The following is a 14,673-nucleotide window of genomic DNA, read 5'->3' as shown; positions in this document are numbered from 1 at the left end:
GAAATCCTATGCAGAAAATTTCTGGCGGTAATTTATACAGTAATGATGATGTTAATAACCTCCAATACCAAGAAGCTGCTTGTGCATAGCTTGTAAAAGAAGTTGAGAGTATAAATAGGATAAAAAGCATTTAATAGAGTTTCTATTAAAAATAATATCAAATAATTTATTTAAGTCATGCGTTTATAAGATTGTTAGAAATAGTAAGTTGTGATGGTCTGCTATATCTAAATCAAATAAGCCGCAGTAGTAAATACCTGCGTACAACTTTAAGGATCTTCTAGAGTTTTTCTTCTTGATAGATTTTGAGAGTGAGGAAGCCGGATGTTTGTAAAAGCCAGCTGCCCGAAGGCAGCACTATGAAGTAATTGCTCAGCCTAAGCCCAGTTCTTGCTCAATTTGGGCTTTGCGCCAAACGGAATAGTGAGAAGGGAGTTTTGCTTCTTTGGTGTTATCAGCAATGATGGCACGTTTCATACTGGGCCAGGATAAAACGGCTAAAATTTTCGGAGCGATCACCTGAAAGACCTTGGGCGGCCCCATCAGAGTTTTCAGTTTCTGGATCAGCGGAAGCCAAGAGGCGGGAACTACTTGCTCGGCGATTGCCCAGGATGCTTGGGGTTCACTACCCAACTGTTTGGTAAGGGATTCGTAGCGCAGGGTTGCTGCACGCAGCGCTGCTTGAGGGGGTGCCACTAATACAGTACGGGCTCTCCGCTCGGCGCAAAGAAGGCAAATTTCTCTGGGGAGACTACTGAGTTCAGCCAGCTTAGGGTTAATCGCCCAGCCGTTGGCATTAATATGGCACTGACAAATTGAGCAGGAATACCTCGGGGGTTCAGTGGTGAATAGTGCAGTCACTTTTTGTGGGCGTTCACCGTTGCGCCAGAAGAGTGGGTATTTTTCAAAAATTGCACCGGCAAAGTATCGTGCGTAAATTAACCAATCGATAGCGGTAACATTACCAAAGCGGTCTTTGTGCAGTAAATCTGGAATATCCAAACTATAAAGGTGGCGCAAGCAGTGCGGACAAGGCTTTAGGTTGTCTCGCGGAAAGGATTTTTGTACGGCGGCGAAGTCGCTGCTCGCCCAGAGGGGCCCTTGGTAATTACTTACCGAAGGGCATTTGGGAGAAATATGGACCTGCCCAAAAGAATCTTCCTGTGTTGAGGGTGAATACTCAAGACCAAATACAAATACTGGGATGCCCCGGTAGCGCCAACCGCAAGAAAGTATATCGAGGTCTGAATAGTCCAGCTGAATACCTAAACGAATGGCGCTCGCCAAGCTATTTCGACTCGGCTTGCAAATAGTTTCGGGATTGAGAAGATTTTGAGGGCTTTGCCTTTGACGCTTATGAATAGGCCGCAAGTCGGTTAGTTTCACAGGGCCTCCTCAAGAATCTGCAAAATGTGGCTTTCAGAGTCTCGCACTACTCGGAATGCAACGCGACGAGAGCGATCTGGATCCTCAATACCATTGTTATTGAGGACCGGGCGGGCGGATGAATAACCTACGGCTGCAACTTTTGCACGTACTAAAACGGCTTGATTTGGGGATAGTAGCGAGTGGGCATATTGCATTACCGCCCGTGACCGCTGCTGAGAAAGACGTAAGTTATGAAAATACCCCTCCTCTGGCGCCGACTGCTCACCCCACTCAGAACTTGTGTGACCTTCAATTTGTATTGCAGCAATGGAATCCATATAGGGGGTGAGTGCAGCAATATAGCGGGGCACAAATGAGGACATAATTTCACGCGCATTGTCACTCAAAGTAAAATCACCAGTCTTGAACAGCGCATCGCTATTGTTAAAAGAGATAGCTAGGGTCTGTTTATCCAGAGAGGCTCCCCAGCGAGTAAGGTCGCGGGAGAATTCCTGTTGTAAAGTTTGATAAATTGCCAGCTGTGTATCGCGATAGGACTCGGCAAGTTCTCGAATTTTGGCTCGTTCATCTATTAGGGAACGCATCACGAAGACGGCAATACAGAGAAAGACCATCATTAGGCCGGCCATCATATCAGATAGGCTGATCCATTGGCTTTCACTGGATTCACTGTTGGAGTGAGCGCTCTCAAACATGCTCCTCTCCAGCGGCCTGCTTCACTTGATTGTCAATTCTTTTCATTTGCTGGATTAACTGGCGAAAATCCCGTGAAAACTCACCGCTCAAGGTACCTAGGGCATCACCCATCGCAGCCATTACACTCTCGACTTCGCTATGTAAGCGTTGATCCAGTAACTCATACTGGCGCTTGATGCTTACGTCTGCATTAGTCAAATCACGAGTGATCACTTGGGATAACTCAGTAATCATCTGTTGATGGGTCTTGGCAATAAGCTGCGCAAGCTCAACCATTGATTCACGATGGCTGTTTGCAGTCTCTTGTATAATGTTGGAAAAGTGGTTGGGGTCGATATTATTCAGGACATCGGCAAGAGCAACGACCTTATTCGTCCTCTGTTCAAAGACTTTCGCCTGGGTTTCACTCAGGGAGATTAGATGTTGAACTTGAGTGCCTAACTGCTGATTCGCTTTTTCGATTCCCTGAGTAATCGACTCAAACTTGGGCGCGATATCCGGAATAGATTTTTGTAGTATTTCAATGGATGCCTGCTGTTCATTAAGCATGACAGAGATTTGTTCGGAGTGAGTGCGCTGCTGTTCAACCAGCGAAGGAATAACGTTAAAGATTTTCGGTAATTCAGTAATACGTTGATGTAACTGCAGAAGGTTCTCCTGCGCACCGTTAATTTCAATCAGTAGAGATGTAGTTTGCTCACGGTAGATTGCAGCAAGCTCGGCGTGTTGCTCATGCTGATCGATTAATGCTTGCAAGGCAGGGGATACGGCCTCCAGCTGCTGAATAAACTGCTGTAAGTTATCACCCATTTGTGCGTTCAGCCCCTGATTAAACTTCTCCACAACTGAAGTTAGTGACTGCAGAACCTCTTCACTAATACTGTGTTGAAACTTTGCCAAATCCTGGCGCTGGTGATTGATCGCTTGCAAAATATCATCTGCAGTGGCTTTGGTTGGCTGATCTTTGCTGAATATTTGGAAGATAGTGCGCAAGACCAATGAGAGGAAAAGGCCTAAGATGCTAGTCATAAAGGCGGTTTCCAGACCTTGCATAAGTTCTGAAATTGAGGTGTCGATATCAGCAAGGTCAAAACCATAGATACCAAGAATAATACCGATAAAGGTACCCAGAATTCCAAGAGCGGTCAGTAGAGAAGGCGTTTCTTTTACGAAGCGTGGAAACTTGCCAAATGGGTAAAGGGTCAAGGCTATAGTGCCAAGGGCAAGCATAACTATAAGAAAGGTGTCTGTTACCTGCTCAGGAGATAACTTAGTCAACCAGTGGTAGAAAAACTGGGTCATTATTGATCCTTTACAACTTTCTGCATTGTTATTTCGTGATAAAAGGGCCCGTTGGATATTCTTCCAGTGCCCTGACTTAGAACTTTCATTTGTGGTAGTGCTTTCACTACATCGGTAATAGTGCGGAACTTTGCCTGCTTATTTCCAGCTGCTTGGATATAGGTTCCAACAAGGCCTGATGGCTGAATCTCGAAAACACCACAATTAACCGGAAGTCGCTCTTGCTTGAACAACAGAAAATGCATCACAGCGCCATTGCTGAGATACTGATATAGCGCATGCGTGATTAACTGAATTTGTTCAGTGGAAAAGAAATTCAGAAGATCCCAGAGTAAAATACAATCCAGGTTTTCAGGCAGGGTGGCCTGTCGTAATGCTGCCTGTACCGCGCTATCAAAGGGTACCTTGCGGCTACATTGCCAGAGAATTGCAGAATAGAGATCGGAAATAAATAGTTCACCCACTTCTCGCTGGAGGTGCTGCATATTCCTTCCGGCTTTTTTCCCTACATCCAGAGCTTTACTGACGGGAGAGCGCTTGGCGTGCATTAATGCTTGATCAAGTGCTGTCAAAGGGATTTCGGTAAGGCTTGTTTGTCTAAAAGCGGAAATTGCAGCTGAGGTTCCCCCCGCACGTATAGCGTTTTGTGACTTTACATTACCGTATTCAAACATCAGCTCAATAAGGTCTTTACGCATGCCTTTTCTATGCAGGAGAGAGGAGCGCAGAGAAAAGTTACCCATGGTTTTCATCAGATTGAGCGAAGAGTATCGGTATGTAGGTAATGGCTCCGGCAGTGCTAGGGGGGATGAGTTAAAAGTGAAGCCGGACAAACGCTTGAAGTCAGCGGGGGCTTTAGGCATTGTGCCGGTGTACAGCATTGTGTGGAAGACAGTGCCAGCTTTTAAGTGAGGTCGGATTTCCTCAATTAATTGGGCAATAAGCTCGGGTTCCATAAAGTTGAACAGGTCCCAGCAGAGCACGACATCAAGTTTTACCCGTTGTGGCTTTCTGGTCAGGTGTTCAGTTAACTTTATAGTTCGTGTCTGCAGGTCAAATGAGTGGATTTCAAGTAGCAGGCTACGTAAATCCTCAATAAATGTCTGGCAGGACAGTTCCAAAAAGGTTTGTGTAGTGCCAAATGAGAGGCACCCCAAATCCAGTACTTTACCACCTGGTTGAACCACCTCGTCCACCAAGGCGGCAATACCAAACGAATGATGCTGCAACATACTTTCACACCAAAAGCTAGAGCCCCGGCAATAGCCGGGGCTCGTATGGAGGATTAACTGAGGAAGTTAACTCAGCTCTCCACTGTTTCCTCTTCAGTCTCCTTGGTACCGAACAGATAGTCGCTGGTATCGGATAGACGGGATGAATCACTCGCAGTTGAGCTGCTAGAAGTGTAGGAGGCGTTGTTCTGGGAGCGGTTTGCTGGCTTGTCTTCCGTTGCCGGCAGATCTGGGTGCACCAATCGGTCTGAGAATTCCTTGTGGCGTTCTTTCATTTCGGAGTCGGTATCTACCATATCCATAGAGCCACGGAACTTACCACCGTCGTCGAGTTTGATTCGAGGGGCAATCAGGTTGCCGTTTACCTGGGCAGTATTTCTGATCTCAATTAACTCATCGGCAAGTGCGTCGCCGTCCAGTGTGCCTTCAACAACAATATTTTTTGCATGGATGTTTGCAGTAACTGCACCGCCGGTACCAACAGAAAGGTTGTGGCCAACCATAATTACAGTACCGTCTACGGTGCCTTCTACATGAAGATCTTCGGTGCCAATCAGCTCACCGCGAAAATTGATACCCTCACCAAGCACTGATTTGGCGCCTGAATTCGAGAGAGATGATTGCTGTTCACCAGCGCTCATGCCTGCTAGAAAAGGTGTGGAGTCATTACTTTTGTCAGTGCTCATCTAAATAAATCTCTTCGTTGTGGAAAAAGTCAGCGTTAAAACTCTTGTAGCCAGGCCCTCGGCTGAAGTCTTATCCGTAAGCCAGGTAATACATTGAGTCGAAAAATCACGAAAGCTCAATGCGGGAACCGTAATCTCTCGATGGCAAAAGATATATGTTCATTTTTTCACAGAAACATGGATATCATTACGCAAATATTTTCTACTATTAAGCCATCTTTATCTCTTATCCATGCTCTTGGCATTGGAGAATTTGGCTGAATACACATTTCATTCAGCAAGAAAAAGTACGTACATATGGTTTCACCTGTACATAAATCTCTGGTAGATTTTTCATACCTACTCTTAGTAGCTTCAACTTTTTCACAGGCGGTTTGTGCCAGGCTAGAAAATTAATTTAGGCCAGTATGGGAGCATGACAACAGTGAGCACACCAAGTAATTTACAAAACTGAACCCGCAACTTTTAACTGTACAAAAATAGTCCTACTACCTAATTCTAGTGACGATGAATTGCTGGGATTGCTCGACATAACGTCACATTCTTACATTTACATTAAGGTGTAATTTGTAAGTAAATATTTACTTTTTGTTGTGGAGGGCATACTGCTTATTATCTGCTGATGGGTATTGAGTTCTACTGGGCATACATCAATATAGATTGAGTTGTTACTACCTTACAGCGCGAAAGCCACCGTAAAACGGCTCGGCAATCAATCAAGCTGACCTCGACTTGAATGGGCTGAATTTAGCACGGATTCCACGTTAAAAGTGTGACATAGAGCACTTTTCCCCAGCCCTGACCTGGCTTGCAGTTGCTTTGGTGTTCTAAGTGCAGCAGCGTCCGTGCCATATGCTATTAAGGAGTGTATTGCTGGGTAGGTAATATGAAGCGTGGAACAATTCCTCATGTATTATGAGCTGACAAAGATGATCTTATGAATCTAAACCACAAAATACGGATAGTGTCTATGCGTAAATGGGGAAAGCCTAAACGAAAGTTTCCGGAAATAAAAATTCCAGCTAGAAAACACTTTCTGGTCGGTAATATTTCGCTCATTGGGTGCGCTGTACATAAAATCTGGACTCTTTTTTGTGGTTATTAAATAATGATCGATTTGGAAAAAGGTTATTCCTTAATTAATGACATCTTTCCGGAAGGCCCGCTTGAGGTTCTTCAAAATGAGTTTGCAGATTTAAAGCTCGCTAGGGGGACGGGAGGCATACGCAATGTAGAGAAAAAGTATAGCTCTATAGCGGCCTTGGCTACATCGGACCTGATTGTAAATTTAGCGCAGAAGTACTTAATTCAGCGCCCTCGATTGGTAAGGGGTATCCTATTTGATAAAAATGAAAAATGTAACTGGCTTGTTACTTGGCATCAGGATAAGACTGTAGCGGTCTCTTCAAAATTTACTAAGTCTGGATGGGGCCCCTGGAGTGTTAAGGATGGCTTTCACCATGTGCAGCCTCCTCTACATGTTCTTAAGCAAATGATTACGATCCGTATTCATCTGGATGACACTGATACTAATAATGGCTGCTTAAAGCTTATTCCTGGCAGCCAGCAACATGGAGTTTTGAAGAAAGATGAAATATATCAATATGTTAAAGAACATAATCCAGTTGCCTGTGAGGCAAAATCCGGTTCTGCACTAATTATGTATCCTCATATTCTTCATGCTTCAGATAGAGCTTTATTCCCTAGGCGTCGCAGAGTGATACACTTGGAATATAGTTGCTATGAGTTGCCAGCTGGGGTTACTTGGGCATAGTGCAACTAGATTCAGTTTTCAGTAATGATGTACGAGTTAACGCCCATTACACTACCTTGCTATCAATTAAGATGTTCGTGCTGTATGTTACGATCGAAATTAAAGCATGAAAGGTCGTGTGGCGTTACCTGTCGTGGCGCGGTCCACTGCTTTTGCTTTCTTCTTGAGATCGGGTAAAAAATATAATAATTTACATGATGTTCAGGTGTTCTGAAGGGTTGGTCGGCGATCATGTTTTCCTAAATAAGTCGATGATATTTTAGTTGTTTCGGCTAATTTAAGGGCGGTTTAAGTGTTGGAAATTACTGTTGACTGCTTATCAATTTGTTGTTTAGGCCTTTCCTGTTGTTGTGTTTTTTTGTCTTGGATTTGATCTTTTCTTATTTGAAAATTTAAGATTTGTTTTTTTTTGGTTTCTCTGTTTGGCGACTTTTCGTCTGTTAAAATCATAAGCGGTCAGATAAGGGGTTGGTTTATTTGATTGAATGGAGGGTTTTACCTTCTAAATATAAGAATGATCATATTGAAAATGGTGAAAAATGAATAATCAAATAATAAGGCTTTTAGCTTGCTGGGTGTTCCTTTTGGGCTCTATTCAGGCTAAGGCATTTGAGCCAAAATCAGATTTATCGGTGAGCTTGGAGCGTGTCCGCTACTGTCAAAACTTTTGGTGTACCCAGCAAGCTACTCAATCTGAGTATCTAGCTTGGGAGCAAGAAGGTGTCAGTAATACTCATCAATTATACACTCAGATTGCAAGAGTGCGGCAGCCAGAACGAGAAGATGTGCGAAATTTGGTGTTTATTGCAGCTGGGCAACAGCCTCCGGGATACGGTTCTGAAAGTGCGGTAACAGGACAAGGGGATAACTTTAAAAGAAACTGTGGTATCTCAGAAGAATCCTGTTCTAGAAGCATAGATGGCCGCTCGCTTGCCCGGCAGGTTTTGGATTCAGAGTATTTTCCAGCAGATGACACCTTCTTTGCCGTAGCTTTTGATGCACAATTTAACTATATGGTGAATAGTGGTGAGAAATCGCGTATAGAAAGTGCCTACCTTAATTGGTTAAAGTCAAAAGCTTATGTATCAAACCTAGAAACCATCTACTTGGCGGGATCATCCAGAGGGGGCTGTTTAGCAATGCGCTTGGCAAAGGCTCTGCGTAATGATCCGGACTTTCGTAGCATTCGAACTATTGTTCATAGTTTTGATGGAGTCTGTAAATGGGATCAGAATGAAATGGGAGTAACTTCTTCTTTTTTTCGCAACCCCGAAAACTCAACTTATTTGAGCTACTATACTGATCTCAATGCTCAGTTCCCCTATAAGGACAATTTATACATCCGTCAACTGGCAGGCGGTGACGAAGTTATCGAATTTACAGGGGTGCACTCTTTTGTCTATGCAGCAGAAGATATCAATCTAGGTTGGTATGCTCAAAGTTGGGTCAATTTGGATCATATTACTATTGATCGAGATATGTACCCAGCTGTGAGAGATCAAACCGTGGTACCCTTTTTAAAGCATTTGGAAGAAGTTTTTTAATTCGTTACTTTGATTTTAATTAATCTAAAATTCAATATTTGTATATCTAATTGATTGAGTGTGAGGGCTGCTGTTAAGCAGTCCTCATTAACTAGTTAAGCTTTTATTCTGTGGAGTTTCAATAAGTGAGTGATTAACTTGTACTTACGCCGGGTAGTTAGTTGCTGAGCCAATAAATGATAGTTTAATATAGCCAGCCTGTTCTGAAGGAAATTCCTACGTATACGAATAGAACGGAGAGAAGTGTTACTGGAATTATATGATAAGCGAGTGCTTTTAGGTTTCTGGTGGAAAGATGCGGAATAATCCTGAGTCTTGCGTCAATAGCAAGAAGGAATGTACAGCCCAATATGATTAGCTTATATGAAATAAGTCTCGAAACCGGATTCGAGAAGTTAAACCACTGGGATATATCGGGCAAGAGATTGAAAGCTAGATAGATGCCAGAAATAATCTGTACAAGAAGGGCAGGGATACCAATTTTTTCATAGCTGCTTTCGAACCTTGAGATAAATTCTATATCCTGACTTCTTAGGGCGGAAGGGAGGATTGTACATGCCAGCACCAGATGCCCCCCAGTCCAAATAGTTGCACCTAGCAAATGCAAAAAAAGTACTACCTCGTACATCTTTATTCCTTTTTAGTCCTTTTAAGCACTATATCTATAAATGCAATGGGTGCCCACTAATTTCTTGGGTGGGTATAATGAATATTTTTTAGGTATCGTTAGTGGGATTGTTTTATGTAGAAAACGAGGTGGAAATTGATGTTAATCAAGAAAGTAAGTTGGATTATGTGGTAAGAGTCTGGTGACTAATGGTGCTGAGATATCATGTCCTTTGTATATTAGCATTTAACTAATTTGCCCTACATTACTCCATTATATAACTACCTTTATCTATGAAACCTAGTCGCAGTTGACGGCACCTTCGGTGACTGGGGGCAGTGTGAAGCTGGCGAACTGAACTAATTACTGATTAACTGGGCATGTTAAGAGATTTCTACATGCCCGAGTTAACTGGTGCTTCTACTGTAAGGCTGTCGATCTTTGATCAATCTTAAGACCGACGCCTTTACTAACTGCAACAATACTCTTCTTTATACTTAATTCCTGAGAGTCTGAATAAAAAGTAATACTTAAAAGCTTGTTTGTTTCCATTCATTCACAGCATTCAGGGAAAATTTCTGACCAGTGTCACTACTGTTGCACCTATAAATTTGAAGTTGTTCTCCATTGTCGGCACTTGCCCCTGGTGTATCAATACAGTATTGCCAATCTTTGTCGCGATTTTGAATAATACCGCTTTCCTGTACCTGCCATTTTTCTGAATTGCCACCATCGCAATCCCACAGGTGCATTTTATCACCATTGTCTGCAGAGCCCGTGTTGTAGTCGACACAGTATTTATTGTTGCCTTTAGGTCTTAACTGTCCCTCAGCGGTGTAGACAAACTGCTGTTCGTTGCTCGAGTTGCAGTTGGCCAAGGTCAGGTTGGAGCCATTGCCATAGCCTTGAGAAACATTCATACAGAAATTTGGGTTTTGGCTGGACTGAATACGAAAATAACCAGGTAGGCTTCTTCGCACACCGACAAAGGGTATGGCTTGGCTGGTATGGCTCGGCGTGTCATTGACGGTATTTGGATCCATGCCAATAGCGGTAGCGCCGTGTGCAGCCGCGATATAGGAATAGCCAAAATCTGTATTGCTGAAATCGCCAGAGCTGCTCCACAAATGCATCAATTGTTTACTGTTCGCCGCTTCATTGGCTGTTATTTGGTAGTGATCGCCGGCTTTTACATTACCGCAAAATACCTTCTGGGAGCTGCTGGAATCCATGGAATCTATATTGCCAGAAAACTCTTCAGGATCGGCAGTATCTACATCAGGGCAGAGGAAGGCATGTAATGGGTAGTTATCCAGTGCCGATTCCATACGATTATTGACATTGCCACTCTGGCCACCGGTAAACATGACCAGGACTTTCTTATTCTGCGATTGCAGCTCGCCCAAAGTAGGCCAACCTATATTCTTTAGGGTGTTTCGATAATCGGAGGAGGGGGAGCTTGCCTGTAGATGTGCTAGTAAGTCCTGGTAGCTGAATTGCAAATCGCCTAACTGTTGCTTGATATATTGATCCAACACATAGATCTCATCGGCATACCAGGCAGCGAACCAATTACTGTCTGGCTTCATATCAATATATAGCATTAGCGGTGCATTGAGTTCGTTGTTGTCAAGCCATGCCTTGATGTCGTCAAGGCAATGAACCAGTCGATCATTGTCGCCATTACTACGACACATATGATTGCCGATATCACTCTGGCCGTGGGCTACATAGGGCCCATGATTACTACCCTGCCAGGGGCCGTGGTCAACAACATCCAGTTCCAACGAGCGAAAGCCCTTATCCAGCCAATCCGTAAGAGTTTCTTCAGTTGCAAGGCGCTCATAACTGTTGTGAGGTTGGAGGTAGTAGAGTTGGTCGATACGGTGATCATCTTGAGGGGGCTCCGCTGTTAATTGCGGTGTAGAAGCGATGCTTGCTTGTGGGCTTGCACAAAAAAATAAGAGTAGGGGAAATAAAAATGAAAAACTAACTTTATTTGGCATAAGGATATCCATTTCGACTGTTATTATAAGGCTGCCCTAATTGATGGGGCGGCAATATTAGTATGGGTATGTGAAAATGATATGACATCTAATGAGATGTTATATTTTCACGGCATTGACCATGCTTTTCGATTTTTATTTAAAAGCATTATTCTAGAGGACAGACTGTGCGTTTGGATTTTTCAGCGACTAGTGGGTTAAATTTAGCAAGCATGCTCTCTCGAGGCGTTAATAACTAAAGAGCGCCTGCACTGATTAAAATGGTTTGTAGATCTTTTATAAAGGTGTACACGGAGGAGAGCGTAACCAGGCTTGAAGCGGTAAGGCTGTGTCTTGACTTAAGGCTTCTTTTTTAATCTTTTCTCTACCTGCTTTTTCTCCCACTCAGGCCCAAACAATGTAAAAGGTTTAAAAGTTCGCACAGCGTGGGAGGCGATTCCGATGCCCCAACCAAGGGCTGCCCAGAGAGACCAAAGGTACTCTGGGGTGAGGATTAAATTAGCTATTAAAAGTCCAGCAATCACTATCAAATATGTAATTAGGTGTTGGTAAAAGCCTTTGAGCTTTCTTACATGCTCGATGGCTTCCTTCTTTTTTGCAGAAGTTGCTTGCTCAGGCTGCATTTTTTGATCTCAGTGATAGATACTGCGGTGGTTATATTTTATTGCCTATGTGCAGAATCTTAACCACTGCGGGCTATGGTGGGCAAGTGTAAAAGCTGGGATAACAGTTGAGTTTTGTCAAGAGTTTTATGACTGGATATTCATGTAAGCCAGAGCCCGGATAAGCCGGGATCTGGCTTACTTAAATAGACTATACAGTGCTATCGGGCTGTTTTTCGGGGTGAGCATCAATAAAGGCCGCTAATTCGTTACAGGCCTGGGTGATCTTTTGTATTTTGGGGTACTGATTCATATCCATACCAAAACGTTCGGCGTTATACACCTGCGGCAGTAAGCAGCACTCAAAAAGCCCAGGGGTGTCACCAGCGGCAAAAGGCGCGGGTTCTAGCTGCTTCTCCAGGGCGGCAAATCCCAAGTGAATCCAGTGCTGAATCCACTGAATTTTCTGCTCTTCAGTCACTTTGAATTCAGAAACCAGATATTTGAGCACGCGGAGGTTTTGCAGGGGTTGGATATCGCTGGCAATGCTTTGTGCCAGGGCTCGAATATGGGCGCGAGCCTCGGCATCTCTGGGCAAGAGCGCTGGCTCTGGGTGAGTTTCTTCCAACCACTCCAAAATAGCCATAGATTGAGTGAGGCTGATGTCCCCGTCATTGAGCGTTGGCAGAAGCCCCTGGGGGTTTAACTGGCGATACTGCTCGCTGTGTTGATCGCCTTTCACTAGATTGACTGGGAGATAGTTATAGCTCAGGCCCTTTAAATTAAGCCCAATACGCACTCGGTAGCTTGCGGAGGAGCGGAAGTATCCGTAAAGGTCCATTCTCTTTCCTTTATTGTCAGTCATTATGGTGGCGGCTGGGAAAGCTGCCGATTAATTTATTAATTCTTTCCCCTGTTATTGTGGCGTTTTCCAGGAGTTCACGTAATCTTCAAACTCTATCGCCTCGGCATCCGGCAGTATATCCCATGGGGTGCGGCTATCGATCATTACCGCCACTTCATCGGTTGCCTTGCGAGCATGTTTTACGCCGGTGGCAAATGCCTTTGGGTGGGGCCCGTGGGTGAATCCCATGGGGTGCAATGTGAGCATGCCGGGGTGAATATTATCCCGGCTGAAAAAATTGCCGCGGTGGTAAAAGATAAGCTCATCGTAATCGTCATTACTGTGAAAAAACGGCACTTTTAGAGCGCCGGGATCACTCTCAATGGGGCGCGGCACAAAAGTGGCTACGACAAAGCCCGGGCCCACAAAGGTGGTATGGGCAGAGGGGGGCAGATGGTAGCGATGACTCATTACTGGGCGAATATCTCTCCAATTGATTCTTACTGCGAGGTTGTCACCGGTCCAACCAGTGGCATCTAGTGGGTTAAATGGGTAGGTGATCTTGGAGAGTTGTTGGCGTGCCTTCACCACTACCTGCCACTGGGTGTCTCCCTGTTGGGCGAGAAAGGCTTCGTCGATGCTCGGCACATCCAGGATTGCCTCGTCAAAGATAGCATTGGGGCCGAGAATCCCCTTCTCTGGGAGCTGGAAATGCCCACCGCTTGCCTCGATCAGCAGTAATTCCAGGGGCTCGTTTTCAGTGGGGGAGAGTCTCCACATGGTCCCGCGCGGTAGGAGTATATAGTCACCATCGCGGATACTCAGCCGGCCAAAATCACAGAACAGCTTCCCACTGCCGTTATGGACGAAGAGAAGTTGGTCGCCATCGGCATTGCGTATTAAGTGGTCCATGGGTTCCCGGCAAATCCACAGGCCCACCAGGCTATTTTCATTGCGCAGAAGGGGTTTCTGGTCCCAGGGGCTATCGCCTGAATGTTGCAGTTTGGTGCTGTCGAAGGCGTGTGGTCGCAGTGGGCCTGTGAATTGACTCCAGCCTGTGGGGGGATGGCTATGGTAGAAATGCGTACAGGGGCCAAAAAAGCCCTCCTTGCCCATTTCCCTCTCAAAGGTATTGGCCGGGAAATCTGCATGGGCTTGTCGGCTGGTCTTCCCTTCAACGCGGGGAAAGCGAATCCACTTGTTCATGGGCGGCCTCGCATCTTGCTCGCAGGGCGGCTGGCGGAACATTGATCAACTCGATGGACATGCCACGCATGTTTTTTGCGTTTAACCGGCAGACTGGTAACAAAAATGGCGCTGAAAACCCTATACTGTGCGACCAATTTTGTCCGGTGCTCCAGGATGTTGCTGCGCAACATTCGCGCGTGCAGTGGTTACAATTGAAACCAATGTTAGTTAAATTGGACATCTGGTACAACCGGGGTTCGAAGATAGGCAGGTGTGAGAGCAGCCATGACCAATGACCACAATTCGCCGGATGCGGCGGTAAAGCAGGATGAGTTGCGCCTGGAGAAGTTCTTGCCATATCGCCTTTCGGTGCTCTCGAATCGCGTGAGTAACGCCATCTCTCAAGCGTATGGTGCGCGCTTCCATCTAACCATTCCCGCCTGGCGGGTGATGGCCATTCTCGGACGCTTTCCCGATCTTTCCGCCGCTGAGCTGGTGGAGCAGACAGCCATGGATAAAGTGGCCATTAGCCGCGCTGTTTCCTCTCTACTGAAGAATGATTACATCACTCGCAGTGAAGACCCTGCGGATCGCCGTCGTCAGGTGTTGAACCTGTCTGAGCTGGGGAGTGAGGTGTATGCGCGCATAGTGCCGCTCGCGCAGCAGTATGAAAATGATTTGATCGCCTCGCTCTCCTCTGAGGAGCGGGAGCAACTGGATGGCATTATCGAAAAACTGATGGTTCGCGCTAAGGAGTGGTCCGAGCGCGGCTTGATAGACCAATAAATAGGATAAATAAAGGA

13 protein-coding genes are annotated in these 14,673 nt (G+C 45.1%); 3 read left to right on the top strand and 10 right to left on the bottom strand.

Annotated features, from left to right (window positions below; translation table 11 throughout):
• Positions 1–372: 372 nt before the first annotated feature.
• From ACJJIV_RS02925 to ACJJIV_RS02905, 5 genes are all read right to left on the bottom strand, one after another.
• On the bottom strand, positions 373–1,386 hold the full coding sequence (locus ACJJIV_RS02925) for a hypothetical protein (RefSeq protein WP_252085426.1): 1,014 nt from the start codon (positions 1,384–1,386) through the stop codon (positions 373–375).
• Positions 1,383–2,084 carry an OmpA/MotB family protein gene (locus tag ACJJIV_RS02920; RefSeq protein WP_444890703.1) on the bottom strand — a complete coding sequence of 234 codons (702 nt, stop codon included), beginning with the start codon at positions 2,082–2,084 and terminating at the stop codon, positions 1,383–1,385. The genes ACJJIV_RS02925 and ACJJIV_RS02920 overlap by 4 nt, the downstream gene beginning before the upstream one ends.
• The gene (locus ACJJIV_RS02915; RefSeq protein ID WP_444890702.1) at positions 2,077–3,387 is read right to left on the bottom strand and encodes a MotA/TolQ/ExbB proton channel family protein; all 1,311 of its coding nucleotides are present in this window, start codon (positions 3,385–3,387) and stop codon (positions 2,077–2,079) included. Before ACJJIV_RS02915 ends, ACJJIV_RS02920 begins: the two co-directional genes overlap by 8 nt.
• The gene (locus ACJJIV_RS02910) at positions 3,387–4,619 is read right to left on the bottom strand and encodes a class I SAM-dependent methyltransferase (RefSeq protein ID WP_444890701.1); all 1,233 of its coding nucleotides are present in this window, start codon (positions 4,617–4,619) and stop codon (positions 3,387–3,389) included. Before ACJJIV_RS02910 ends, ACJJIV_RS02915 begins: the two co-directional genes overlap by 1 nt.
• Positions 4,620–4,690: 71 nt before the next feature.
• On the bottom strand, positions 4,691–5,305 hold the full coding sequence (locus tag ACJJIV_RS02905) for a bactofilin family protein (RefSeq protein ID WP_444885381.1): 615 nt from the start codon (positions 5,303–5,305) through the stop codon (positions 4,691–4,693).
• A gap of 1,108 nt (positions 5,306–6,413) precedes the next feature.
• Between ACJJIV_RS02905 and ACJJIV_RS02900 the strand changes: the two genes are divergently transcribed.
• Positions 6,414–7,079: a phytanoyl-CoA dioxygenase family protein gene (locus tag ACJJIV_RS02900; protein ID WP_444890700.1), complete on the top strand. Its 666-nt coding sequence runs from the start codon at positions 6,414–6,416 to the stop codon at positions 7,077–7,079.
• A gap of 539 nt (positions 7,080–7,618) precedes the next feature.
• Positions 7,619–8,623 carry a hypothetical protein gene (locus ACJJIV_RS02895; protein ID WP_444890699.1) on the top strand — a complete coding sequence of 335 codons (1,005 nt, stop codon included), beginning with the start codon at positions 7,619–7,621 and terminating at the stop codon, positions 8,621–8,623.
• Positions 8,624–8,807: 184 nt separating this feature from the next.
• Here ACJJIV_RS02895 and ACJJIV_RS02890 read toward each other — a convergent pair whose 3' ends face one another.
• The 5 genes from ACJJIV_RS02890 to ACJJIV_RS02870 all read right to left on the bottom strand — a co-directional run bounded on the left by ACJJIV_RS02890 (position 8,808) and on the right by ACJJIV_RS02870 (position 13,888).
• Entirely contained in the window at positions 8,808–9,251 is a 444-nt protein-coding gene (locus ACJJIV_RS02890) for a CopD family protein (RefSeq protein ID WP_444890698.1), read from the bottom strand.
• 509 nt (positions 9,252–9,760) lie between these two features.
• Entirely contained in the window at positions 9,761–11,236 is a 1,476-nt protein-coding gene (locus ACJJIV_RS02885; RefSeq protein WP_444890697.1) for a ricin-type beta-trefoil lectin domain protein, read from the bottom strand.
• 338 nt (positions 11,237–11,574) lie between these two features.
• Positions 11,575–11,859, bottom strand: a complete 285-nt coding sequence (locus ACJJIV_RS02880; protein WP_444890696.1) for a 2TM domain-containing protein — start codon at positions 11,857–11,859, stop codon at positions 11,575–11,577.
• A gap of 190 nt (positions 11,860–12,049) precedes the next feature.
• The gene (gene maiA, locus ACJJIV_RS02875; RefSeq protein WP_252085436.1) at positions 12,050–12,679 is read right to left on the bottom strand and encodes a maleylacetoacetate isomerase; all 630 of its coding nucleotides are present in this window, start codon (positions 12,677–12,679) and stop codon (positions 12,050–12,052) included.
• A 75-nt stretch (positions 12,680–12,754) separates the two neighbouring features.
• Entirely contained in the window at positions 12,755–13,888 is a 1,134-nt protein-coding gene (locus ACJJIV_RS02870) for a homogentisate 1,2-dioxygenase (RefSeq protein ID WP_252085437.1), read from the bottom strand.
• Between the two features lie 267 nt (positions 13,889–14,155).
• Here ACJJIV_RS02870 and ACJJIV_RS02865 point away from each other — a divergent pair, with 267 nt between their 5' ends.
• On the top strand, positions 14,156–14,656 hold the full coding sequence (locus ACJJIV_RS02865; RefSeq protein WP_252085438.1) for a MarR family winged helix-turn-helix transcriptional regulator: 501 nt from the start codon (positions 14,156–14,158) through the stop codon (positions 14,654–14,656).
• Positions 14,657–14,673: the final 17 nt, after the last annotated feature.

The organism is Microbulbifer mixtoriginis (SeqCode), from assembly GCF_052466765.1.
The sequence above is the reverse complement of the archived record's forward strand: the minus strand, read 5'-3'. Positions and strand labels throughout refer to the sequence as shown.

Bases quoted from the DNA above. Each gene is read 5' to 3' on its own strand.
- ACJJIV_RS02905 (WP_444885381.1), bottom strand. From the start codon at position 5,305: ATGAGCACTGACAAAAGTAATGACTCCACACCTTTTCTAGCAGGCATG.
- ACJJIV_RS02885 (WP_444890697.1), bottom strand. From the start codon at position 11,236: ATGCCAAATAAAGTTAGTTTTTCATTTTTATTTCCCCTACTCTTATTT.
- ACJJIV_RS02920 (WP_444890703.1), bottom strand. From the start codon at position 2,084: ATGTTTGAGAGCGCTCACTCCAACAGTGAATCCAGTGAAAGCCAATGG.
- ACJJIV_RS02880 (WP_444890696.1), bottom strand. From the start codon at position 11,859: ATGCAGCCTGAGCAAGCAACTTCTGCAAAAAAGAAGGAAGCCATCGAG.
- ACJJIV_RS02865 (WP_252085438.1), top strand. From the start codon at position 14,156: ATGACCAATGACCACAATTCGCCGGATGCGGCGGTAAAGCAGGATGAG.
- ACJJIV_RS02890 (WP_444890698.1), bottom strand. From the start codon at position 9,251: ATGTACGAGGTAGTACTTTTTTTGCATTTGCTAGGTGCAACTATTTGG.
- ACJJIV_RS02870 (WP_252085437.1), bottom strand. From the start codon at position 13,888: ATGAACAAGTGGATTCGCTTTCCCCGCGTTGAAGGGAAGACCAGCCGA.
- ACJJIV_RS02900 (WP_444890700.1), top strand. From the start codon at position 6,414: ATGATCGATTTGGAAAAAGGTTATTCCTTAATTAATGACATCTTTCCG.
- ACJJIV_RS02895 (WP_444890699.1), top strand. From the start codon at position 7,619: ATGAATAATCAAATAATAAGGCTTTTAGCTTGCTGGGTGTTCCTTTTG.
- maiA (WP_252085436.1), bottom strand. From the start codon at position 12,679: ATGGACCTTTACGGATACTTCCGCTCCTCCGCAAGCTACCGAGTGCGT.
- ACJJIV_RS02910 (WP_444890701.1), bottom strand. From the start codon at position 4,619: ATGTTGCAGCATCATTCGTTTGGTATTGCCGCCTTGGTGGACGAGGTG.
- ACJJIV_RS02915 (WP_444890702.1), bottom strand. From the start codon at position 3,387: ATGACCCAGTTTTTCTACCACTGGTTGACTAAGTTATCTCCTGAGCAG.